The organism is Nitratireductor rhodophyticola (assembly GCF_019891355.1).
Lineage (GTDB): Bacteria > Pseudomonadota > Alphaproteobacteria > Rhizobiales > Rhizobiaceae > Nitratireductor > Nitratireductor rhodophyticola.
The window spans coordinates 104212-127129 of record NZ_JAHSSF010000005.1 but is presented as its reverse complement, the minus strand read 5'-3'; the positions used below and the strand labels follow the sequence as shown (position 1 = coordinate 127129).

23 protein-coding genes and 1 riboswitch are annotated in these 22918 nt (G+C 62.8%); of the genes, 17 read left to right on the top strand and 6 right to left on the bottom strand.

What is annotated here, in order from left to right; translation table 11 throughout:
* Positions 1–23: 23 nt before the first annotated feature.
* From KUG85_RS19005 to KUG85_RS18990, 4 genes are read right to left on the bottom strand one after another with little or no spacing between them, the layout of a single operon-like run.
* Positions 24–1286, bottom strand: coding sequence for a neutral/alkaline non-lysosomal ceramidase N-terminal domain-containing protein (locus KUG85_RS19005; protein ID WP_223006582.1), 1263 nt, complete (start codon positions 1284–1286; stop codon positions 24–26).
* Positions 1283–2434 carry an N-acetylglucosamine-6-phosphate deacetylase gene (locus KUG85_RS19000; protein ID WP_223006581.1) on the bottom strand — a complete coding sequence of 384 codons (1152 nt, stop codon included), beginning with the start codon at positions 2432–2434 and terminating at the stop codon, positions 1283–1285. Before KUG85_RS19000 ends, KUG85_RS19005 begins: the two co-directional genes overlap by 4 nt.
* A complete protein-coding gene (locus KUG85_RS18995) occupies positions 2431–3201 on the bottom strand; it encodes a sugar isomerase domain-containing protein (RefSeq protein ID WP_090330209.1) in 771 nt (256 codons plus the stop codon). The genes KUG85_RS19000 and KUG85_RS18995 overlap by 4 nt, the downstream gene beginning before the upstream one ends.
* Positions 3194–3892, bottom strand: coding sequence for a 6-phosphogluconolactonase (locus tag KUG85_RS18990; protein WP_223006603.1), 699 nt, complete (start codon positions 3890–3892; stop codon positions 3194–3196). Before KUG85_RS18990 ends, KUG85_RS18995 begins: the two co-directional genes overlap by 8 nt.
* Before the next feature lie 256 nt (positions 3893–4148).
* On the opposite strand from KUG85_RS18990, the gene KUG85_RS18985 reads away from it, so the two are divergent.
* Positions 4149–5159 carry a LacI family DNA-binding transcriptional regulator gene (locus tag KUG85_RS18985; protein ID WP_223006580.1) on the top strand — a complete coding sequence of 337 codons (1011 nt, stop codon included), beginning with the start codon at positions 4149–4151 and terminating at the stop codon, positions 5157–5159.
* A gap of 195 nt (positions 5160–5354) precedes the next feature.
* Here KUG85_RS18985 and KUG85_RS18980 read toward each other — a convergent pair whose 3' ends face one another.
* Positions 5355–6263, bottom strand: a complete 909-nt coding sequence (locus tag KUG85_RS18980) for a LysR substrate-binding domain-containing protein (RefSeq protein ID WP_007007217.1) — start codon at positions 6261–6263, stop codon at positions 5355–5357.
* 137 nt (positions 6264–6400) lie between these two features.
* Here KUG85_RS18980 and KUG85_RS18975 point away from each other — a divergent pair, with 137 nt between their 5' ends.
* The 16 genes from KUG85_RS18975 to KUG85_RS18900 all read left to right on the top strand — a co-directional run bounded on the left by KUG85_RS18975 (position 6401) and on the right by KUG85_RS18900 (position 21893).
* The gene (locus tag KUG85_RS18975; RefSeq protein ID WP_223006579.1) at positions 6401–7375 is read left to right on the top strand and encodes a Bug family tripartite tricarboxylate transporter substrate binding protein; all 975 of its coding nucleotides are present in this window, start codon (positions 6401–6403) and stop codon (positions 7373–7375) included.
* A gap of 26 nt (positions 7376–7401) precedes the next feature.
* Positions 7402–7914 carry a tripartite tricarboxylate transporter TctB family protein gene (locus tag KUG85_RS18970; RefSeq protein WP_210180094.1) on the top strand — a complete coding sequence of 171 codons (513 nt, stop codon included), beginning with the start codon at positions 7402–7404 and terminating at the stop codon, positions 7912–7914.
* A 27-nt stretch (positions 7915–7941) separates the two neighbouring features.
* Positions 7942–9435, top strand: a complete 1494-nt coding sequence (locus tag KUG85_RS18965; RefSeq protein ID WP_223006578.1) for a tripartite tricarboxylate transporter permease — start codon at positions 7942–7944, stop codon at positions 9433–9435.
* A complete protein-coding gene (gene argE, locus KUG85_RS18960) occupies positions 9428–10618 on the top strand; it encodes an acetylornithine deacetylase (RefSeq protein ID WP_223006577.1) in 1191 nt (396 codons plus the stop codon). Before KUG85_RS18965 ends, argE begins: the two co-directional genes overlap by 8 nt.
* Before the next feature lie 94 nt (positions 10619–10712).
* Positions 10713–11630 (top strand): LysR family transcriptional regulator, encoded by a 918-nt coding sequence (locus KUG85_RS18955; RefSeq protein ID WP_223006576.1) that lies wholly within the window; start codon positions 10713–10715, stop codon positions 11628–11630.
* 98 nt (positions 11631–11728) lie between these two features.
* The gene (locus tag KUG85_RS18950) at positions 11729–12733 is read left to right on the top strand and encodes a TRAP transporter substrate-binding protein (protein ID WP_223006575.1); all 1005 of its coding nucleotides are present in this window, start codon (positions 11729–11731) and stop codon (positions 12731–12733) included.
* A gap of 35 nt (positions 12734–12768) precedes the next feature.
* Positions 12769–13272, top strand: a complete 504-nt coding sequence (locus KUG85_RS18945) for a TRAP transporter small permease (RefSeq protein WP_223006574.1) — start codon at positions 12769–12771, stop codon at positions 13270–13272.
* Between the two features lie 15 nt (positions 13273–13287).
* Entirely contained in the window at positions 13288–14571 is a 1284-nt protein-coding gene (locus KUG85_RS18940) for a TRAP transporter large permease (protein WP_223006573.1), read from the top strand.
* Positions 14572–14608: 37 nt separating this feature from the next.
* The gene (locus KUG85_RS18935) at positions 14609–15415 is read left to right on the top strand and encodes a carbon-nitrogen hydrolase family protein (protein WP_223006572.1); all 807 of its coding nucleotides are present in this window, start codon (positions 14609–14611) and stop codon (positions 15413–15415) included.
* An 11-nt stretch (positions 15416–15426) separates the two neighbouring features.
* The gene (locus KUG85_RS18930) at positions 15427–16086 is read left to right on the top strand and encodes an RraA family protein (protein WP_223006571.1); all 660 of its coding nucleotides are present in this window, start codon (positions 15427–15429) and stop codon (positions 16084–16086) included.
* Positions 16087–16276: 190 nt separating this feature from the next.
* A riboswitch (TPP riboswitch) is annotated at positions 16277–16402 on the top strand.
* A 112-nt stretch (positions 16403–16514) separates the two neighbouring features.
* Positions 16515–18329 carry a phosphomethylpyrimidine synthase ThiC gene (gene thiC / locus KUG85_RS18925; RefSeq protein ID WP_223006570.1) on the top strand — a complete coding sequence of 605 codons (1815 nt, stop codon included), beginning with the start codon at positions 16515–16517 and terminating at the stop codon, positions 18327–18329.
* Positions 18330–18596: 267 nt separating this feature from the next.
* Entirely contained in the window at positions 18597–19550 is a 954-nt protein-coding gene (gene thiO, locus KUG85_RS18920) for a glycine oxidase ThiO (RefSeq protein WP_223006569.1), read from the top strand.
* 40 nt (positions 19551–19590) lie between these two features.
* Positions 19591–19788, top strand: coding sequence for a sulfur carrier protein ThiS (gene thiS / locus KUG85_RS18915; protein WP_065817973.1), 198 nt, complete (start codon positions 19591–19593; stop codon positions 19786–19788).
* Position 19789: 1 nt separating this feature from the next.
* Positions 19790–20563 (top strand): thiazole synthase, encoded by a 774-nt coding sequence (locus KUG85_RS18910; RefSeq protein ID WP_223006568.1) that lies wholly within the window; start codon positions 19790–19792, stop codon positions 20561–20563.
* Positions 20560–21165 carry a thiamine phosphate synthase gene (locus KUG85_RS18905; RefSeq protein WP_223006567.1) on the top strand — a complete coding sequence of 202 codons (606 nt, stop codon included), beginning with the start codon at positions 20560–20562 and terminating at the stop codon, positions 21163–21165. The genes KUG85_RS18910 and KUG85_RS18905 overlap by 4 nt, the downstream gene beginning before the upstream one ends.
* Positions 21135–21893, top strand: coding sequence for a hydroxymethylpyrimidine/phosphomethylpyrimidine kinase (locus KUG85_RS18900; RefSeq protein ID WP_223006566.1), 759 nt, complete (start codon positions 21135–21137; stop codon positions 21891–21893). Before KUG85_RS18905 ends, KUG85_RS18900 begins: the two co-directional genes overlap by 31 nt.
* A 7-nt stretch (positions 21894–21900) precedes the next feature.
* On the opposite strand, the gene iolG is transcribed toward KUG85_RS18900, so the two are convergent.
* Positions 21901–22902, bottom strand: coding sequence for an inositol 2-dehydrogenase (iolG, locus tag KUG85_RS18895; protein WP_223006565.1), 1002 nt, complete (start codon positions 22900–22902; stop codon positions 21901–21903).
* Positions 22903–22918: the final 16 nt, after the last annotated feature.

Here is a 22918-nt window from a genome sequence, read left to right as displayed (position 1 = left end):
CGAAGGCGCCGCCTCGTCTCCCTCTAATCCCTGCCAGAGTGCGTTTTCTTCAAAAGCGTCGCACTGGCCGCAGCGAGTGCTTCTGCGCAACCGGGTGCGAAACTTGCCGGCTGACCATAATAGCGATGCGCCTCGTCCACCTCATATCCGCCGAAAGCAAATTCCTCTGACGGCGGGATATAGCCGGGATTGTCTTCCGCGAACCCTGCGATGAAGGCCGGGCGCTCACCGCATGCAGCCCGCAGGCTAAGCGCGGTCGCCGCAAAGATCTCTCCGGGCAGGCCAAAGACTGGCAATCCGCCCCAATCGAGCAGGGACACCCGGCCCGACAGGGCGTCGGCTGGCTCAAGCGCAATGGTCTCCGCCCAGTGCGTCCAGGCATCGAGCAGCGCTGCCTGCGCGGGTTCAGCCCGTGCGCGCTCAGCGCGCCACCGCGCTGCCAGTTCTGCCGGCGTCTCTGTCTCACGCCGCTCGAACGGCAGGGAAACCTGCGCTTCCAGTGCCGTCACATCCCCGCCAAGTGGCAGCTCCGGTGCATCCATTGCCGCCTTTGCGATTTTCTCGCCAATCCGCTCGGCGGCGGCAAAGCTGCGGTCCGGGTTTGCGGCAAGGCTGATCGAGGCATGGGCGCTGTGGCCCGTATTCGCGTCGCCCACACATCCGGTCACGAACAGGGCGGTGGCACCGGGATAAGCGGTTTCCAGCGCGCGGCGCACATAGTGCGGATAGTCGGCGGTCCACAGCCTGTTGTCTGCGCCGAGCACCACGGGGTGGCAGGCGTAGCCCGTCATCAAGGCGATCATGTCGCCGCTCTCATCGCGCACACGCAGCAGCGGCAGAGCGCGATCCACCGGGCCGCCCGGATGGCGGCGATTGCGGGCAATGTCGGGGTCGGATCCGAGCCCGACCGACAGCGTTGCAGGCCTTTGCGCGGCAAAAGCCTGATCGATGGCCTCGACACAGGCGTCTTCCAGCCTTTGCAGATAGGCCTCGTCGGTCTCAATCGTCAGACGTCCGGCCATGGAAACCGGGCCGCCATGATTGTGCAGGGCGCTGATGATGACATTGGTCTCGGGGAGGGTGCAGCGGCGGCGGATGCGCGCGCTCATGTCTCCATGCAGGCCGATCACATCGGCAACCACCATCGCCGTATCGTTGACAGCCAGCGCACGCACCGTCAGTGGATCATGCGCACCCGTTGCAGGCAAGGTGCGGGCGGCAAAGCCGGAAAGCGGCAAGCCCGCGGGCGGGGTGATGTCTACCGTGGCGACGCCTGCGCGGATCATGCGGAGAACACCCCCTCGCCGTGAACGAGCGTGGTCTTCAGCTCAAAGGAGCCGGTTTTCCCGTCGATCGTAAAACGGATGAGATCGGCCGGTGCATCCAGCTTCATCACGCCCCGCCCCTCGACAAACGCGCCGGGATTGGCCGTGGCGAGCCTGAGCGCCTGCGCCAGCGAAAGCCCGGCCATGCGCATCGCGATGCGAATGTTTTCAATCAAAGGCAGGCCGGCTCCGGCCAGATATGGTGTTCCGGCAATGCCCACGCGTCCGTCGGCGCGCACCTCGACATCGCCGCCAATCGGCTGCCGGTAGACGCCGGGCTCCATGCCGGCCAGCGCCACGCTATCGGAAACCAAAAGGGCGCGTTCCAGCCCCTTGGCGCGCAGCATGGTCTTGAACGTGTCGTCCGGCAGGTGATGGCCATCGGCGATGAGCGTGGCCGTCAGCCGGTCATCGGCAAGCTGCGCCCAGATCAGGTTCGGATGGCGCGGCATGAGCGCGGCAGCGCCATTGCCCAGATGCGTCGAGAGCCGCGCACCGGCCTCGGCAGCGGCATGCACTTGCTCAGGCGTGGCAGAGGAATGCCCAATGGCGACATGAACACCCTGCGCCGTCACTGCGCGAATATAGGCCGGGGCCTCTTCATATTCGGGCGCAAGGGTCACGAGACGGACAAGACCGCCGCTCGCCTTTTGCCATGCATTGAATTCATCGAGGGAAGGGGGTCTCACATGCTCCGCTGGATGCGCGCCGCGCGGCCCGTCTTCGGGCGCGATGCTCGGGCCTTCCATGTGAACGCCGGGGATCATGCGCGCGCAGAGAGGATCTTCGTGCCGCGCCGTAGCGATGGCGTCGAGCGCATCAAGCAGCCGCTCGCGCGATCCGGTCACAAGGGTTGGAAGATAGGTGGTCACGCCGAGCCCGGCCATGATGCGGGTGAGCTCGGAAACGCGCTTCGGCGTCAGCGCGCCGTCATTCAGGTCGAGGCCAGCATAGCCGTTGACCTGAAGGTCGACCAGGCCGGGCGTGAGATAGGTTTCATCCTGCGAATCCGTCTCGGCAATGGCGGCGATCCGCCCGTCGCGCATCGTGATGGCGATGCCGCCTCCGGTAACGGGATCGCGCCCGGCTATGGTCTTCTCCGTGCTCACAGCGCGCGAACCCGGTCGCGGAAGCGGGCCAGAAAGCGGGCGTTTGCCTCATCGCCACCCGGTGCATTTCCGCTGCGCCAGACCGGCGGTTCGACGCCACGGTCGAGCAGTTTGGCAACGGTGCGGATCACAAGACAGTTGAGCGCGAACGCATTGGCAAATGTGGAAATGGCCGAGATGTTCTCGGTCATGCCGGGCAGGCTGACCACCGCATCGCCAATCGGGACTTTGGTGTCGATGGCGATGTCGACCACATCATGCAGGTTCTTCTTTTCCGGGTGGCGCGCCGGGTGGTCCGGGCTCGTGCTTTCGGCATGCTCGCGCGAGCTGACGCCGATGAGAAAGGCCCCGCGAGACTTCGCCTCCAGTGCAGCATCGATCAGGGCTGCGTTGATGCCGTAAGCGTTTGCGAGGATCAGTACGTCGCCTTCGCCAAGGCGGGCATCGGCAATGACAACGCGACCATAGCCCGGCGTGCGCTCGATTGCCATGGAGCGCAATGCGCCATTGGAAAGCAGCGTGCCTTCATCGAGAATGGCGCTCATATGCATCAGGCCGCCGGCCCGGAAAAACACCTCCTGGCTGGCGAGATTGGAGTGTCCGCCGGGGCCGAAAATGTGGATAAGCCGGTCTGCCTCGATCTGGGAGGCGAGGCGCTCGGCAGCCTTGTCCAGAGTGTCGCGCTCTTCGACAAGGATGCGCTGCATGAGCGCGTGGCTCGTTGCGAGATAGTCTGCGCAGATCGCGTCGGCGTTGATCTCAGGCATCCGGGTCAGCCTCCTTGTCCAGATAAAGCGTGCAATTGCCGTGCACGCGCAGGATGCTTGCCGGGCAATCTGTTGTCAGCGGTCCGTGTAGCGCCCCGTGCACGGCATGGCGCTTATGTGCGCCCGGCACGATGCAGAAGAGGCGGTCGGCGCGCAACAGCCTTGGAATGGTGAGCGTCAGCGCGGTGCGCGGCACCGCATCGAGGCTCTCAAAACCGCCATCGTCATATTGCTGCTGGCGGCAGACCGCGTCGAGCTCCACGAGTTTGACGTCCAGCGGATCGTTAAAATCGGCGATGGGCGGATCGTTGAACGCGATATGGCCGTTGACGCCGATGCCGAGGCACACAAAGTCTATGGGCGCTTCGTTGAGCAGCGCGCTGTAGCGTTGCGCTTCTCTCTCCGGGTCTGCCCCGGGGTCGATCCGGTGTGCGGCAGCCAGCGGAAGCGCATCGAAAATATGCCGGTTCAGCCAGTGCGCGAAGCGCTGGGGCGCATCCGGCGCAAGCCCGATGAACTCATCCATGTGAAAGGCGGTCACGCGCGACCAGTCGATGCCCGGCATGGCGCGAAGCTGCTCGACCATCGAGGCCTGGCTCGGCGCGGAGGCGAAAATGACGCGCACATTCTCCTGGCTGGCCAGCCGTTCGCGCAGCGCTCCTGCAATATCGGCTGCAGCGGCGGCTCCCATCGCTTCGCGGTCTGCAAACGTTTTTACGGCGAGCCTGTCGATCTTTCGGTCAACGAGCGGAGTTGGCTGGAGCGCGGCTTGGCTATGCTGCAAATCATGTCTCCCAAGAGTGCGCCCGCTGATCGCAGGGCCTTGCGGCAGAGTAGAACGAGAATGCGCGCACTATGCTGTGCAACCGGTTGCATGTCAACCGGTTGCCTGACGCCTCGCGGCGGTGCATCTTGTGGCAAGCAAGCACAGGGTTCGAGGGCAGGCAGTGGCAGCGGAACGCAAGGGCGGCGTCACGATCAGTCAGGTGGCAAAGGAGGCCGGGGTGGCGCGTTCGAGCGTGTCCCGCGCCTACACGCGACCCGATATGCTGAGCCCGGAGACCGTTGAACGGATCAAGGCGGCCGCCGGAAAACTGGGTTATGTACCCAATCACACGGCGCGGGCGCTCAGCACCGGGCGCTATGGCAATGTGGCGCTGATTGTGCCGGATGTCGCAAACCCGTTTTTCCCGCCCATGATCCGCGCCGCCCAGGTCGAGGCGGATCGCTCCGATTTCTGCGTCTTTCTCGGAAATTCCGATGAAGACCCGGAAAAGGAGGACCAGCTTCTCGGTCGTTTTGCCGGGCAGGTCGAGGGCATCATCCTGGCCTCGCCCCGGCTTTCAGACGAGCGCATCGCGGCCCATGCGCTTCTGCGCCCTCTTGTTCTGATCAACCGCGATGTGAAGGGCATCCCGAAAGTGCTGATCGACAGTGGCACCGGCATTGCCGAGGCAACGCAGCATCTGGCGGATTTCGGGCACCGCAACATTGTCTATGTCAGCGGCCCATCCACATCCTGGTCCAACAAGCAGCGCCGTGCTGCCGTGCGCCAGGCCTCAAAGAAGCTCGGCCTTGATCTGAGCTTCGTCTCGGCCAGCGTTCCAAGTTTCGAGGCCGGTTTGCAGGCGGTCGATGCCATCCTTGCCAAGGGCGCGACGGCTGCGATTGCCTTCGACGACGTGACGGCGCAGGGCATTCTGGCCGGCCTTGGCGAGCGGGGCGTCAGCGTGCCTGGCGAATTCTCGGTGGTCGGCTGTGACGATGCGCTGGGACCGTTGACCGTGCCAAGCCTCACAACCGTTTCCAGCCGCTCCATAGAAGCTGGAAAGCTGGCCGTGTCTCTGCTGCTGGAGGTGCTGGGCTCGCAGGCGGTGCGCGATGCTTCCTATGTTCTGGAGACCCACCTGATCGTTCGCTCGACCACCGGTCCTGCGCCCGAGCGCGGGCAGGGCTGAGAAAGGATACCGCACGGGCTTGTGCCCACCGGAATGGACCTATGGGGGAGGCTCGGAAAAGTTCCCGTGTTCTTCCCGGCAGGTGGCCTTGCCCATCTTGTCTCATGGCCACTTGGGCTATGAATGCTACGGCAACGTTTGCTGCCCCCGCCTCAACAGTAGCTCGCATAATATACATTATGGAACTGTCGACCTTCACGAAAGAACACCCTCTTCTCGCAGTTCGCCGATTTCGGCTCTGATCGTTTCGATGAAGGCATTCTCGATGCGGCTCAGCGGTCGGTCTTCATGGTGGAAAATAGCCATTTCCCAGGGAATGGAAGGCTCCAGTGGCCGTTCAATCACATCATCGCCCGATGGCAGGAGAATGCTGAACGGATCGACGATTGCGATGCCCACGCCGCGCCGCACGAGACCGTGCACCGCGCGCAGCGTGCGCGCTTCGGCTGCGATCCGGCGCTGGGCGCCCGCCGTCTGCATCATGTAGTCGACGCGCGTGCGCAGCGGGCTGCCGATGGCCAGCTCGACGAACACCTCGCGCCGCAGGTCTTCAAGGCGCACAACGTCGCGGCTCGCCAACCGGTGTCCGCGCGGGATCAGGCAACGCGCTTCACAGGCGCCGAGAGGTATCAGGCGTGCGCCATAGGGGCTCGCATCGAGCGTGATGCCGACGCCCAGATCGCAGCTCCCCTCGTTGAACATGCGCAGCAGCTCTTCCAGTCCCGTGTCGACAATCTTCACCGCTACGTCGGGATGGGTCTCCTTGAAGCGCGCCACCACGTCGAGCAGAAACGTATCCACATAGATCGGCTGCGCGGCCACCACAATGCGGCCCACCTGACGGTTGGCGATGGCGCGCGCCTCGCGTTCGAGCTCCTGAAATGTGGTCAGCGAGCGTGAGACATTGGCGTGAAAAAGGATCGCCTCATGTGTCGGCATCAGCTGGTTGCGTTTGCGGACGAACAGCGGAAAGCCGATCGTTTCTTCCAGTTGCCCGAGCAGCCGGCTCACCATCGGCTGGCTGATCTTGAGCGCGGCCGCTGCCCGTGTCGCCGAGCCATGGCTCATGAACGCATCGAAAGCTTCGAGCTGCTTCAGGTTCATCTGCGCATCCTCAATAGTCAGTATTCATAAATGTAATACTAACAGGCATAATTTGCAGAAGAAAGCATACTGTGCAAAAACCTCACGGCGCTCGAACCCTTCGGGCGAATGGATTCACTCTCCCTGGGAGGATTTGCATGAAATCTCTGATGAAAACCGTTCTGGCGGCAGCGGTTGTCGCCCTTGCTGCCGGCACTGCCCACGCCGATTATCCGGAAAAGGCCGTGACCATCGTCGCCCCTTATGGTGCTGGCGGCGCTTCCGATCTGGCAGCCCGGGCGCTGGCTGAAACAGCCCGCGACTACCTCGGCGAGCAGCCGGTCGTCGTCGTCAACAAGCCGGGCAATGGCGGCATGAACGGCGCGCGCTTCGTTTCCGAAGGCACACCCGATGGCTACACGCTGCTGCTCGCCCGCGTCGGCATGGCGTTATATCCCGCCGTGCAGGAAAGCTCGCCGGTCGGCTGGGACGATTACACCTTCCTCGGTTCGTTGGAAGCCACGCCGATGATCCTCGCCGTGGCGGAAAACTCTCCCTATAAGACCGCCGAAGAGCTGGTCGAAGGCCTGAAGGCCAATCCCGGCGCTCTCACCTATGGCGCATCGGGCGCGACCGCCATTGACGGTTTCACCGTTCAGGCGCTTCTGGCCGACAACGAGCTCGACCCGCTGACGGCAGCAACCCTCGTCCCCTACAAGGGCGGCGGCGCGCTGGCGACTGCACTTCTCGGTGGCCATGTGGACTTCCTCGCCATCGCGGCCGGTTCGCTGATGCCGCACATCGAGTCCGGCAAGATGCGCGCCCTCATGGTCTATGCACCGTCGCGCATGGACACGCTGCCCGACGTGCCAACCGCCGCCGAGCTTGGCTTTGAAAAGGCTGGCCAGATCACCGGCTGGAGCGCGCTCTACGGCCCGAAGGACCTGCCGGAAGAAATCGTGACCCGCTGGCAGGAAACGCTTGCAAAGGTTGCCGAGGACGAGAAGTGGCTGGAGCTCGCCAAGCGCCGCGGTTCCATCTCCACCGTTGGCAAGGAAGACATGGCGGCCTACGCCAAGTCACAGTACGAGCTTTTCAACGGGCTCGCCCGCGAGTTCGGCTACATTAAGTAAGCCGGCACAACAAAGGAGGACGCGGCATGTTGAACAAGGCCATGCTCCGGGGGCTGTTGATAGCCCTGTTCTTCGGCACGGTGCTTTTCGCATTGATTCCGGTTCATGTGCCGCGTCCTTCCTTCATTCCGGGCTTCGCGCCGCCGCCGGACATGTGGCCGCGCACCGTCTCGATCCTCGGGCTCGCCCTTGGCCTGCTGGCGATGGCGTTCGCGGCGCTTGGCGGCGGGAACGAAACGAGCGATGAGCCGGAGCGGGGACCGGCGTCGGCGGTTGAATGGCGCAATCGGCTCATCCGGCTCGCACTGGCGCTCGCCGCATTCGCAGGTTTTGTCGTTCTTGTGCCGTTGCTGGGTTTTCTCGCTTCTTCCATGCTTCTGGCGCTTGCCTGTTTCCTGCTTGCCGGCGCATCCGGGCGGTGGGTTGCCGTTCTGGCTCTTGCCGTTCTTCTGCCGCTCGGCCTGCAGCTCTTCTTCGGCAATGTGACGCACACGCCCTTTCCGTCGGGAAGCTGGGGTGTCTTCCCCGCCCTCAACTGACCGACCGCCACCGGGACCGCTCAACACATGTGGAACGATCTTCTTTTCGCATTCGAATCCGTCGCCACACTCGCCAATGTGCTGGCCATGGGCGCGGGCATTCTGGCCGGCGTGATCATCGGCGCCATTCCGGGCATGACCGGCACGATGGCGGTCACGCTCGCCCTGCCCTTCACCTTTTATCTGCCGCCCGTCACCAGCATTCTGCTGCTTGTCGCGCTCTACAAGGGCAGCACCTATGGCGCGTCGATCTCGGCAATCCTTATCAAGACACCGGGCACGGCATCGGCCGCCTGCACGGTGCTCGATGGCTGGCCGCTCGCCCAGAAGGGCAAGGCCGGCAAGGCGCTCAACATGGCGCTCATCTCGTCCTGTATCGGCGACTTCCTGTCCAACATTTCGCTGATCTTCCTCGCGGCCCCGCTGGCGCTTCTGGCGCTGCGCGTCGGTCCGCCGGAATATTTCATGTTGATGGCCTTCGCGCTCACCATGGTCGCCTCCATTTCCGGCGGTTCGCTCCTGCTCGGCGTTGTGTCGGCCTGTTTCGGCCTGCTGCTCGCCACGGTCGGTGAGGATATGTACGGCTCGTTCCGCTTCGCCATGACCGAGGACATGAAGAGCGGCCTTTCGGTTGCGCCGGTTCTGATCGGCCTGTTCGCCCTGCCAGAGCTTCTGCGCCTCATCATGTTTCGCGACGAAAACCACGGCCAGGCCATGAAGCTCGGCGACAACCGACTGACGCTGGCGGAGTTCCGCGGCTCGCTGAAATCCATCATTCGCGGCAGCTTCATCGGCGTGGTCCTGGGCGCCATTCCCGGCATTGGCCCGTCAGCCGCCGCCTTCTTCTCCTATGGCGAGGCGCGCCGCTCCTCCCCAAACAGCGAGAATTTCGGCAAGGGCGAGCTGGAAGGCATCGCGGCTTCCGAATCCGCCAACAATGGCTGCTGCGGCGCGACCATGATCCCGCTTCTGGCGCTCGGCGTTCCCGGTGACGTTATCACCGGCGTCATGCTCGGCGCGTTCATGATCCAGGGCCTCACGCCCGGCCCGCTTCTCTTCCAGAACAATCTGAACGAGGTCTACATGCTGTTCATCGGCATGATGTTCTCTTCCGTATTGTTGTTCGGCGCGGGCAAGCTGACCGTGCGCTTCTTCTCGCACATCTCCTCCATTCCGCAGGTGCTTTTGACGCCCGTGGTCCTGATGCTGTGCGTCTATGGCATCTATTCGATTTCCAGCAGCATGTTCGATGTCACCGTCCTGCTCATCATGGGCGTGGTAGGCTTCATCATGCTGCTCCTGAACATCCCCCCGGCGCCGTTCCTCATCGCCTTCATTCTGGGGCCGATGTTCGAGGACAATCTGCGCCGCGCGCTGGCCATTTCGCGCGGTGATCCGTCCGTCTTTTTCCAGTCCGCCATTTCCTGGATTTTCGCAGGCCTCATCGTGTTCTTCGTCGGCCTGACGATCCGCCGGGAGTGGCAAAAATTCAGAGAGAATCGTGCAGCAAAGAATGCCTGAGGCCGAAAAGTCCACCATGTCACTGCTTGAGAATGCCAAGAGCCACCTGAAGGATCTGGTCGCCTTCGATACGACGAGCCGCTACACGAACCGGCCGCTCATCGACCACATGGCGGCGTTCCTGCGGGAATACGGCATCGAGCCGGTCATTCTGCTGGACGAGACGGGCGAGAAGGCAAACCTGATCGCCCGCATCGGCCCAGCCGACGTGCCGGGTGTCGTTCTCTCCGGCCATACAGACGTTGTGCCGGCGCTGGAAAAGGGCTGGACCTCCCCGCCTTTCGATCTGACCGAGCGCGACGGAAAGCTCTATGGCCGCGGAAGCTGCGACATGAAGGGCTTTGCCGCTTGTGTCATGGCGATGGTGCCGCAGCTTGTCGCCGCGAAGCTGGAGCGCCCTGTCTGGCTCTGCTTCTCGCATGACGAGGAAGTGGGGTGTCTTGGCGCGCCGGCCATCGCCGAATGGCTGGCGAAACGCGAGGTGCCGCCCATGCTTGCGATCATCGGCGAGCCGACCGACATGAAGCTGGTGACCGGCCAGAAAGGCAAGATCGCCATGCGCTGCCATGTGCATGGCACGTCAGGTCATTCCTCCTTCGCGCCCGATCACGTCAACGCCATCGACAATGCCGCGCGCATCATTGCGATGATCGCCGAGCGCGCCGGGGAGATTGCTGAAAACGGCCCCTTCGACCACGATTTCACGGTGCCGCATTCCACCATGCTGGCAACCATGATTTCCGGCGGTGTCGCCACCAATGTGACGCCGGATCTTTGCAGTTTCACCTTTGAAATCCGTAGCTTACCCACTCATGACGCACGGGCCGAACTGGAATTTCTGAAAACGCGTGTAAATTCGGAAATTCTGCCCAAAATGCAGGAAAAATGCGCCGAAACCGGTATCGAATGGGAAGAAATCTTCGCCTATCCCGCGATGGGCGACAACACGGCGAGCGAGGGCTTCGCCTTCTTCCGCGACATCATGCCGGAATGGTCCGGAAAGGTCTCTTACGGTTCGGAGGGAGGCGTGTTCGAGACCATTGGCGGCATCCCTTCGGTGATCGTCGGCCCGGGCTCCATCCGGCAGGCGCACAAGCCGGATGAATTCGTCGAGGTCGAACAGCTTTCTCTCTGTCTTGCGTTTCTGGGGAAGCTGGCAGCGAAGATTTCCGAACCGGCGTGAACTTCGGCGCTATGGCGCGGGAGCAAAGCATCAACTAGCATGCGGCCTGTTGCCCGGAAGGGTGGCGGGCCGTTGTTCTTTTGAGGTGCCTTCCGTGCAGTTGCGATTTCTGGAAACCTTCATTCACCTCGCGAAGGTGCGGAATTTTCGCAAGGTGGCCGATCTTTTGCACACCACCCAGCCCGTCATTTCCTCACGCATAAACGCACTCGAAAATGAGCTGGGCACCAAGCTTTTCGAGCGGTCTAAACGCGGGGTGCAGTTGACCAGCGAAGGCCGGGTCCTTCTTCCGCATGCGGAGATGGTGGTCGAACTCACCAATGAAATGAAATGGCTGGTCAACAAGAACAGAAAGATGACCGGCTCGCTGCGCGTTGGTGTGACCGACACGATCCTGCGCTCCTGGTTCGTTCAGCTCATGGAATGCTTCCGGGCAAAATATCCAGGCGTGAACATCGAGATGCTGTCGTCGACCTCTGCCGATGTCATCCAGTCGCTGCGGGATCATGCGGTGGATGTGGGACTGGCGATGCGGGATGGAAACGACCCCAAGCTCGACTTCGTGCCACTCGGCTCGTTTCCGGTCGCCTGGGTCGCAAGCCCGACCGCCTTCCCCATCCGCAGGGCCGCAGTGGGTACGCTGCTCGACCTGCCGATCCTCAGCTTTCCCAAGAACTCGATCCCCTACAAGACACTGGAGCGCTACCTAAAGATGCACTCCAAGGTGCGGGTCAACGTGCACTCATCCAATTCCATCGCCACCATCGTCCAGATGGCCGAGGAGGGGCTAGGCATTGCGCCGATGCCGCGCGCGGTGGTGATGAAGGAACTGGCAAGCGGCACGCTGCACGAAATTGCGGTGGATGTGGAATTTCCACCGCTTGAGTTTTTCGCGATCACCGAAGCCTCGCCCCGCAAGACCCTCAGGGACGAATTCGTGGAAATGGCCCGCCAACAGGCGATTGCCTATTCGAGCCGCTTTCCTGATGACTATCTGATCAACCTTGATTGAAAAAATTTATCACCGGAAGCCATATTTTTCATTTGGACTTTTTAAGACGGCTCTCCGATCCTGTTCCCATAACCAGACAAAAACGATGGGGAAGGATAATGAACCGTATTCTACGCAATCTTCTGGCTGCAGGCGTGATGACAGCGATCGGCGCTGCCTCAACGGTCTCCGCGCAGGCTGAGACCTGGCGCATGGCGCACAAGATGCCGCCGGACAGCATCGAGGGCGAACTGTTCCAATTCTTTGCCGACAAAGTGGTCGAGAAGACCGGCGGTGAGGTCGAGATCAAGGTGTTTCCGAACGAGCAGCTCGGCTCGGACGACACGGTCCTCGAACAGCTTCAGATCGGCACCGTGAATGTCTATCCGGAAGGCACCAGCTATCTCCAGAAATGGGTGCCGGATATCAAGTTCACCTCGGCCCCCTTCCTTTTTGACGACCGCGAGCACTGGGTCCGCTTCATGCAGACCGATCTGGTCAAGGGCTGGTTCAAGCAGATCGAAGACGAAGCCGGCATCGCGCTGATCGGCTCTCCGACCGCCTTCCTGCGCGGCCCCTATCGCGTGATGGTGACCGACAAGCCTTGGACGAACCTGGAAGAAATGCAGGGCACGCGGCTGCGCATGCATCCCGATGAGCTGGCCGCGGCCGCCTGGCGCCATCTGGGCGCGGAGGTTCGCACGCTTGCCTGGACGGAAGTCTACGAATCCATCAGCCGCGGCATCGTCGATGCGGTGAACAGCCCGATCGCGCTCGTCGAACCGATGAAGTTCTACGAGGTTGCGTCGCATATCATCCGTCATGACGAATATCCGCAGGGCATGGCCTTCATGACCAACGCGAAGCGCTGGAACGCGCTTTCCGATGAGCTGCGTGCACAGGTTCTCGACGCCTTTGCCGAAATGGCCGAAGAGTCGGAAAAGCGCATGATTGCTGCGGCGAACAGCGATCTTGAAGCCATGAAGGCCAAGGACGTTGCCTATACGGAACCGGACACTTCGGATTTCGTCGAGCGCATGCAGAGCTTCTATCAGGAGATGGAGGAAAAAGGCGAACTCCCCGAAGGGTTCCTTGACGCGGTTCGTTCGTCGCGCGCCGAATAGGCATCCTTTGAACTCACATTGATGGGGGAGGTTTCATGCCCGTCCTGGATCGAATCCTGGCCGTTATCGACCGGCTGTTTCTTGTGGGAGCGAATGCGGCCCTGTTCGCCATGCTCCTCGTGACCGCACTCAATGTCGCGTCACGTGCATTTCTCGGTCAGGGGGTGGTCTGGGCCTTCCCCATCAGCATCGTCTGCTTCGTGTGGATGAGCTTTCTGGGCTTCTTCGTCGTCTACCGGCAGAACAAGGACATCACCGTCGATTTTCTGCTGAACGCCACCCCGCCCCCGGTGCGTCGCGCCGGGCGGATGCTTGTGGACATCGCCGTCATCGCGCTCTTGCTCATCATCCTGCGCGAAGCACCGGAGCTGATCCAGCGGCAGGTGGGCAATATCGAGATGGTCGGCATTCAGCGCTACTGGCTGAGTGTCCCCTTCTTCGTGTCCTGCGGGCTCATTGCCCTGCACTTCTTCAGCGACTTCGTGCATGCCCTCAGAGGGCATGCGGAGCCTGAGCATCACCCTGCGGGCGACATCTAGGATCCGGGTAGAACCATGACCTTGCTACTTTTCGCGGGCTTCGTCGCCCTCATCCTCCTGCGTGTGCCGATCACCATGGCGATCGGCCTGGCGGTGCTCTCCGCCCTCATCTATGCGGGCTTCTCCGACACGCTCTACATCATTCCGCTTCAGGTTCTCGACGGCGTCGACAACCCGTCCCTGCTTGCCATCCCCTTCTTCATCATGGCCGGCAATCTGATGAACGGCGTCGGCATGACCGATCGCATCTTCAATTTCGCCTCCGCGCTTGTCGGCCATATGCGGGCCGGCCTCGCACAGGTGAATGTCGTCTCCTCGCTGCTCTTTGCCGGTGTCTCCGGCGCGGCCGTGGCCGATTGTGCCGGCCTCGGCACGATCGAGATCAAGGCGATGCGCGAGCGCGGCTATCCAGCACCCTTCGCGGCGGCCCTCACGGCTGCAAGCGCTGTGGTCGGGCCAATCATTCCACCATCCATCAGCCTTGTGGTGTATGCGTTCCTGTCCAACACGTCGGTCGCGCGGCTCTTCCTCGCGGGCATCATTCCCGGTCTCATCGTCGGCATGTCGCTGATGGCGTTCAACTACCTCGTCGCGCTGAAGCAGGACTTTCCGCGCGAGGAACGCAAGAGCCTGCCGCAGATCGGCCGCTCTGCGATTGACGGCATCGCCGCGCTGGTTGCACCGGGCATCATCCTCGTTGCCATCCTCACCGGTTTCACCACGGCCACGGAAGCCGGCGTTCTGGCCTGCGTCTACACCATCGCGCTCGGCTTCGTTTACCGCACCTTCTCCTTCCGCATGCTCTGGCAGGCGCTGACGGAGACGATGACCATCACCAGCGTCATTATGATCATCATCGGCTTCTCGCATGTGATGGGCTGGCTTCTGGCCATCGAGCAGATCCCGCAGCAGCTGGCGGACCAGATTCTTCTGTTCACCGAATCGCGCACGGTCTTCCTGTTCCTCCTGCTCGGCTTCCTGCTTCTGGTCGGCTGTTTCGTGGAAGGTGTGCCGGCAAAGCTGATCCTCGTGCCGATGTTGCTGCCGATCATCGATCAGTTCGGCATCGACCGCATTCATTTCGGCCTGATCATCACGCTGGCGCTTCTGATCGGCATTGCCACCCCGCCCATGGGCATCGCGCTCTACATCGTCGCTGAGGTGGGCAAGGTGCCGTTCGAAAAGGTGGCGGTGGCGATCCTGCCCTTTCTCATACCACTGATCGTTGCCCTGCTCATGATCACCTTCGTGCCCGAGCTGGTGCTCTTCCTCCCCAATCTCGTTCTGGGGCCGGCCTGACGGCCGCCCCGCTCAAACTCCAAAGCAAGGGAAATTCATGAAAATCTCCGTCATTCAAATGAACTCGCAGGACGACAAGGCAAAGAACATTGCCGATGCGGAAGCGTTCGTCCGAAAGGCCGTTGCCGAAGACAAGTCCGATCTCGTCGTGCTTCCCGAAACCTTCACCTATATGGGCGGGACCGTGGAAAGCCGTCGCGCCAATGCGGAAACCTTTCCGGACGGCGAAGCCTATCGCGCCATGTCGGCTTTGGCCGCCGAACTGAAAGTGAACATTCACGCCGGCTCCATGGCCGAGGCTGCGGGCGAGAAGTGCTACAACACGACTATCGTGTTCGACCGGCAGGGCAAGGAAATTGCCCGCTACCGCAAGATCCATCTCTTCGACGTGAAGGTTCCGGGCGGCCAGAGCTATCTGGAATCCGACACGATGAAGCGCGGCGAGGACGTGGTCGTCTACGAGCTGGAAGGCGTGAAGATCGGTTGCGCCATCTGCTACGATCTGCGCTTCCCGGAACTGTTCCGCAAGCTGCGTGACAAGGGGGCCGAGGTGATCGTCCTGCCCGCCGCCTTCACGCTGCAGACCGGCAAGGACCACTGGGAGCAACTCCTTTGCGCCCGCGCCATCGAGACACAGTCCTATGTGGCTGCATCGGCCCAGATCTTCGGGCATGACGAAGGCAAAAAGCTGTGCTTCGGCCACTCGCTGATCATCGATCCATGGGGCGTGACCATCGCCAACTGCTCGGACCGCGTCGGCCATGCAAGCGCGACCATCGACACCGGCTATGCCGAGCAGATCCGCCGCTCCATGCCTGTCGCAGACCATCACGTCGTCGCATAAGGAATACGCATATGTACCAGGTCAACTCGATGCCGGAGCAGCTGGCACAGGCCAAGATCGACAAGCTGATGCAGGTGGAGACCGCCACGGTCGGCCATTTTCTGCACGCCAACTTCCTCGACACGGGCATCCGCTCCATGCTGCCCAGGGTGCGGGCGGCCGGAACGGCGGTGACCCTGCGCCTGCCCCATGCCGACAGCACGCTCCTGCATTACGCGATGGACCATATCCGGCCCGGCGATTTCGTGATCATCGATCGTGCCGGCGACACACGCCACGCCTGTTGGGGTGGCGTCATCACCCACACGGCGGCCCGCAAGAAGGCCGCCGGTGCGGTGGTGGACGGGCCGGCGACGGATGTCGCCGATTTCGAGCGTCACGGTTTCCCCATGTGGTGCCGGGGCCCCTCGCCCATCACCACCAAGCTGCTGGGCGTTTCGGGCGAGATGAACATTCCCGTCAGCGTTGGCGGTGTGGTGGTCAATCCGGGCGACGCGGTGCTGGCCGATGAAAACGGCGTTCTGATCCTGTCTCCCGACGAGGTGGACATGGTGGCAGACCGCGCCATCCAGATGCAGGCGCGCGAAGTCGAACTTCTGAAGCGCATCGACGCCGGCGAGAGCCTGCCGACCATCTCCGGTGCGAAGGAGCGCGTTGAGGCAAGCGCCTAGGATCTGGCAGCGGCTCATCCACAAATCATACCCGTCATCCCGGATAGCCCAGCGGTCGGCCGGGATGACGGGTATGGCCTCTCGATAGAGGAAGAGGGCTTCGAGACATGGCTCGAAGCCCCCTTCCCAAACTTGTTGCCCGGTATCTGACATGGGTGCTTGACAAGAGCGCCCCTCTTCACTCACCTTGCAGCCTCACCTGGGGGGTCCCGCCAAGGGGCTGAGATTCTGCTGGGCATGGTTTTCCATGCAGCGCAGTGACCCGATGAACCTGATCCAGTTCATACTGGCGTAGGGATGGTGCATGCCTGGCGGGTCGCTGGCTCCTTCGAGCCGAAATCCATTTCCATAGCGGATCGCCGGAGCTCTTCCTCCTCTCGGCACGAACTGGGTCTCCATTGCTGACTGAGCAGAGGAGGCTCTGACCCATGGATGCTATCGCTCCGAAAGTGACCACCGGCCCATTGCCGGCATCGCGCAAGATCCACAAACCCGGCAAGCTTCACCCCGAGATTCGCGTGCCCCTGCGCGAAATCGCCGTGCATCCGAGCGCCGGCGAGCCGCCGGTGACGGTCTATGATTCTTCCGGCCCCTATTCCGACCCGGACGCGCTGATCGAGATCGAAAAGGGCCTGCCGCGCATCCGCGAGGCCTGGGTGAAGGCGCGCGGCGATGTGGAGGCCTATGAGGGCCGCCATGTGAAGCCGGAGGACAATGGCTTTGTCTCCGGCGACCGGCTGACGCCGGAGTTCCCCACCCGCCACCAGCCGCTGCGGGCCAGGGACGGCAAGGCCGTGACGCAGCTCGCCTATGCGCGGGCCGGCATCGTCACGCCGGAGATGGAATATATCGCCATCCGCGAAAACCTTGGCCGCGAACAGGCGAAGGCCGCGCTCGTGCGCGATGGCGAGAGCTTTGGCGCCGCCATTCCCGATTTCGTGACGCCGGAATTCGTGCGCGACGAGGTGGCGAAGGGCCGGGCGATCATTCCCGCCAACATCAACCACCCGGAAGCCGAGCCGATGATCATCGGCCGCAATTTTCTCGTGAAGATCAACGCCAATATCGGCAATTCCGCCGTCACCTCCTCCATGGCCGAGGAGGTGGACAAGATGGTGTGGGCAACGCGCTGGGGCGGCGACACGGTGATGGACCTTTCCACCGGCCGCAACATCCACAACATCCGCGAATGGATCATCCGCAATTCGCCCGTGCCCATCGGCACCGTGCCGATCTATCAGGCACTGGAGAAGGTGAACGGCATTGCCGAGGACCTCAACTGGGAGGTCTTTCGCGATACGCTGATCGAGCAGGCCGAACAGGGCGTCGATTACTTCACCATCCATGCCGGCGTGCGGCTGCACTATATCCCGCTGACGGTCGACCGCGTGACGGGCATCGTCTCGCGCGGTGGCTCGATCATGGCCAAGTGGTGCCTGCATCACCACAGGGAGAGTTTCCTCTACGAGCATTTTGAGGAAATCTGCGACATCTGCCGCGCCTATGACGTGTCGTTTTCGCTGGGCGACGGGTTGCGCCCCGGCTCCATTGCCGATGCCAACGACGCCGCGCAGTTTGCCGAACTGGAGACGCTGGGCGAGCTGACGCAGATCGCCTGGAAGAAGGACTGCCAGGTGATGATCGAGGGCCCCGGCCATGTGCCGATGCACAAGATCAAGGAGAACATGGACAAGCAGCTCGATGTCTGCGGCGAGGCGCCCTTCTACACGCTTGGGCCGCTCACGACCGACATTGCGCCGGGCTATGACCACATCACGAGCGGCATTGGCGCGGCGATGATCGGCTGGTTCGGCACGGCCATGCTCTGTTACGTCACGCCGAAGGAGCATCTGGGCCTGCCCGACCGCGACGATGTGAAGACCGGCGTCATCACCTACAAGATCGCGGCCCATGCGGCAGACCTCGCCAAGGGGCATCCGGCAGCGAAGATCCGCGACGATGCGCTTTCGCGGGCGCGTTTCGAGTTCCGCTGGGAGGACCAGTTCAACCTCTCGCTCGATCCCGAAACGGCGCGGAACTTCCATGACGAGACGCTTCCGAAGGAAGCGCACAAGGTGGCGCATTTCTGCTCCATGTGCGGGCCGAAATTCTGCTCCATGCGCATCTCCCACGACATCCGCGCCGAGGCCCAGAAGGAGGGCATGGCGAAGATGGCGGAGAAGTTCCGCGAGGGCGGCGAGCTCTACATGCCGCTGGAGAAGGCGGTGGAGCCCGGGGAGTAGGGTTGTGATCGGCGAGGTAGGGACAGCTTTGTCCCGGCGAGGGAAGCCCGGCGCTCCTCGCCATCCCGGAAGCCCGGAGGGCTATCCGGGACCCATTGAGAGAATGCCATGGGGCGCGGTCCGGTTCGGGTCTCGGCGCATATTGGCACGGTCGGTTCCTTCTGCGGAAATCGGCCGCGCCTCTCAATGGGTCCCGGCTCTCCCTTCGGTCGGCCGGGATGACGGGGAGTGCTGTGGGCGCCTGTTTTTTTCGAGATTGGTGCATCGATGCATATCCTGATCAAGGGGGCCGGCGTGGCCGGCCTCACACTGGCGCATGAGCTGGTGCGGGCCGGTGTGCGGGTGACGGTGTGCGATACCCGCTCCGGCCCGGCGGGCAGCGCGTCGTGGCTGGCGGGTGGGATGCTGGCACCGTGGTGTGAGCGCGAGAGCGCGGAAGAGCCTGTGCTCACGCTCGGAAAGAGCGCAGCAGACTGGTGGGAGGCCGCCCTTCCCGGCCATGTGCTGCGCAATGGAACACTGGTGGTTGCGCCGGCGCGGGACCGGGCGGAGCTCGACCGCTTTGCCGCGCGCACGTCCGGCCATGAATGGCTGGAGGGCGAGGCCGTGGCCGCACTCGAACCTGATCTTGCGGGCCGGTTTCGCCGCGGGCTTTTCTTCCGGGGCGAGGCCCATCTCGACCCACGGCGGGCGCTGTCGGCGCTTGTCGAGGGGCTGAGGAAGGCCGGTGTTCGCTTCGTCTGCGAAACGCATCTGGAAGCAGACCGGATTGCCGACTGCACCGGCATGGCGGCAGCGGATCCGGAGCTGCGCGGGGTGCGGGGCGAGATGCTTCTGCTGCGCACGAAAGAGGTCGGGCTTTCGCGCCCGGTAAGGCTGCTTCATCCGCGCATACCGGTCTATATCGTGCCGCGTGCGGATCACCATTTCATGGTGGGCGCGACGATGATCGAAAGCGATGATGCCGGGCCGATCAGCGCCCGCTCGATGATGGAATTGCTCAATGCGGCCTACAGCCTGCACCCGGCCTTTGCCGAGGCGAAGATCGTGGAGACGGGTGCTGGTGTGCGGCCCGCCTATCCCGACAATCTGCCGCGCGTGAAGCGCACGCCGAAGGGCATCAGCGTGAACGGATTCTACCGCCATGGCTTTCTGCTCTCGCCGGCCATGGCGCGCGAGGCGGCGGCAGCTCTACTTGAGGAGAATCGGCAATGGGCGTGAATGTTGGAGTGTGCCATGCGCAACCCGTTGAGGTTCAGCCATGAAGCTGATCATCAATGGCGAAAAGCGGCAGGTGACAGCAGCAACGCTGGCCGCCTTGCTCGATGAGCTGGACTATGCGCCCGACTTTCTCGCCACGGCGCGCAATGGAGAGCTTGTTCCGGCAGCGGAACGAAGCCGGTGCACACTCAAAGACGGCGACCGGGTCGAAATCCTCTCGCCCATGCAGGGAGGCTGACATGCTGGCGCTTTATGGTGAACAGCTTTCATCGAGGCTGCTGCTCGGCACCGCGCAATACCCCTCCCCCGCCATCATGGCGGATGCGGTGCGGGCAAGCGGCTGCGACGTCGTGACCGTATCGCTGCGCCGCGAGATGGCAGGCAACCGCACGGGCGGCCGGTTCTGGGAGCTGATCCGGAAGCTCGGTGTGCGTGTTCTGCCCAACACGGCGGGCTGCCATTCGGTGAAAGAGGCGGTGACGACAGCGCGGATGGCGCGCGAGCTTTTCGGCACGGAATGGATCAAGCTCGAGGTGATTGGAAATCACGACACGCTGCAGCCGGATGTGTTTGGTCTTGTCGAGGCCGCGCGCATCCTGAGCGATGATGGTTTCAGGGTGTTTCCCTACACGACCGACGATCTGGTGGTTGGGGAAAGGCTGCTAGAGGCGGGATGCGGGGTGCTTATGCCCTGGTGCGCGCCCATCGGCTCGGCGCGGGGGCCGATCAATGTGGATGGGCTTCGGGCCATGCGTGGAGCCTTTCACGATATCCCGTTGATCGTGGATGCGGGGCTCGGACGCCCATCGCATGCGGCCATGGTGATGGAGCTCGGGTTTGACGCCGTTCTATTAAACACGGCCGTGGCGAAGGCGGGTGATCCGGTGGCGATGGCAGAGGCCTTTGGCGGAGCTGTGGAAGCAGGGAGAAAGGCCTTTTTGGCCGGGCCGCTGGAGCCGCGCGACATGGCCGTTCCTTCAACGCCGGTGATCGGCAAGGCGGTGTTTGAATGAAACTCGATCCCTTTTACCTGATCGTCGACAGTGCGGCGTGGATCGCCCGGCTCGTTCCACTCGGTGTGAAGCTCGTGCAGTTGCGCATCAAGGAGATGGATAAGGCAGCACTTTGCGAAGAAGTCATCGAGGCAAGGCGCATCTGCGCCGAACACGATTGCCAGCTCATCGTGAATGATCACTGGCGGCTGGCCATCGAGACGGATTGCGATTTCATCCATCTGGGGCAGGAAGATTTGGCCGGGGCCGATCTCGATGCGATCCGCGCGGCGGGGCTGAAGCTCGGCATCAGCACCCATGACGGGGCGGAACTGCGCACAGCCCTTGCGGAAAAGCCTGACTATGTGGCGCTCGGGCCGGTCTATCCGACGATCCTCAAAAAGATGAAATGGAACCCGCAGGGGCTCGACCGGCTGGCTGACTGGCGCAAGCGTGTTGGCCATGTGCCGCTGGTGGCGATTGGCGGGCTGAATCCCGAACGGCTTCCCGGCGTGTTCGCGGCTGGGGCGGATAGTGCCGCCGTGGTGACCGACATCACTCTGAACCCAGATCCGGAAGCACGCACGCGCGAATGGCTGGCGGCCACCGCGCAATGGCGGTGAGCATGGCGCATGTGCTGGTGATTGCCGGTTCGGACTCGTCTGGCGGCGCGGGCATCGCGCGCGATGTGGAGACACTTGCTGCCTTTGGCGTGAAAACCTGCCTCGCGCTCACAGCGGTAACGGTGCAGACCCACACGGCGGTGGAGCGCGTCCAGCTCTGCGACCCCGATCTGGTGGAAGCACAGATGCGCGCCGCCCTTTCGGCAAACGTGGTCGCCGCCATCAAGATCGGCATGCTCGGTAGCCGCGAGACCGTGGCGCGCGTTGCCGCGGTTCTGCGCGATCATGCGGCGATACCGGTGGTTCTCGATCCCGTTCTTGCATCATCGTCCGGGCGGGCGCTGCTTTCCGACGATGCCATTGCCGTGATGCGGAAAAGCCTGATGCCGCTTTGCACCCTCGTGACGCCCAACCTGCCTGAGCTCGCACTCCTTTCAGGTGGGAGCGAGGAAGACGAGCACCAGCAGGCGGGCGATCTGCTTGAGGGCGGTGTGAAGACGCTGCTCGTGAAAGGCGGGCATGCAGAGGGGCGGCGCGCCACCGACACGCTGTATCGGGCGGGGGAACCGCCGCTGCGGTTCGAGGGCCCACGCCTCCCCGGCACGATGCGCGGCACCGGCTGCATGCTGGCCAGCGCCATCGCTGCGGGTCTTGCCCGGGGCGATGGGCTGGAGGCCAGCATTCGCGCGGCGAAAACCCACTTGTCCGAACGCTGGCTTGCCGGTTGAAATCAGATCAGAGGACTTCCGAGAGCTTTATCGCACGGCCTTCCTTCACCGAGAGCAGCGCCGCATCGGCCAGTGCCAGCGCGCGCAGACCGTCTTCGCCCGAGGGAGAAGCCGGCTTGCCCTCGACAATGGCGGCGATGAAGCTTGCAATCTCGGCGGCATAGGCCTCCGTGTAGCGGGTCATGAAGAAATCGTGCAGCGGCGGTCGGGTAAAACCCTGCGCATTGGCGATCTCGATGGAAACGGGCCGCTGGTTTTCCGCCGCGACGGCTCCCTCGGCACCCAGCACTTCGATGCGCTGGTCATAGCCATAGGTGGCCCGGCGCGAATTGGAGATACTGCATTGCCGCCCCGATGCGGTGGTGAGGATGACGGAAACGCTGTCGAAATCCCCGGCCTCGCCAATGGCCGGATCGACGAGAACCGAAGCGGTGGCGAAGATCGTGTCGGGCTCCTCGCCCAGCAGGAAGCGCGCCATGTCGAAATCGTGGATCGTCATGTCACGCAGGATGCCTCCGGATGACTTGATATAGCTGACAGGCGGCGGACCTGGATCGCGCGAGGTGATCTGCACCATCTCGGCAGGGCCGATGCGGCCTTCGTCGATGGCTGCACGCACGGCAGCGAAGTGCGGATCGAAGCGGCGGTTGAAACCCACCATCAGCACGGCGCCGGTTTCCTTCACCACACCAAGGCACTGCTTCACGCGGGCAAGGTTCAGGTCGACGGGTTTTTCGCAGAAAACGGCTTTGCCGGCGCGGGCAAAGCGCTCGATCAAATCCGCATGTGTGTCGGTCGGCGTGCAGATGACAACGGCATCGATGCTCTTGTCGGCTTCGACATCCTCAATGCCGCGCACCGCGCAGCCATAGGTGTCGGCGACAGTCTGTGCGGCTTCGGCAAAGGCGTCGGAAACGGCGACAAGCCGGGCGTCCGCATTGCCGGCAATCGCTTTTGCATGCACCTTGCCGATGCGCCCGGCACCAAGAAGCGCGAAGTTCACGGTCATAGAGGGTCTTTCTGTC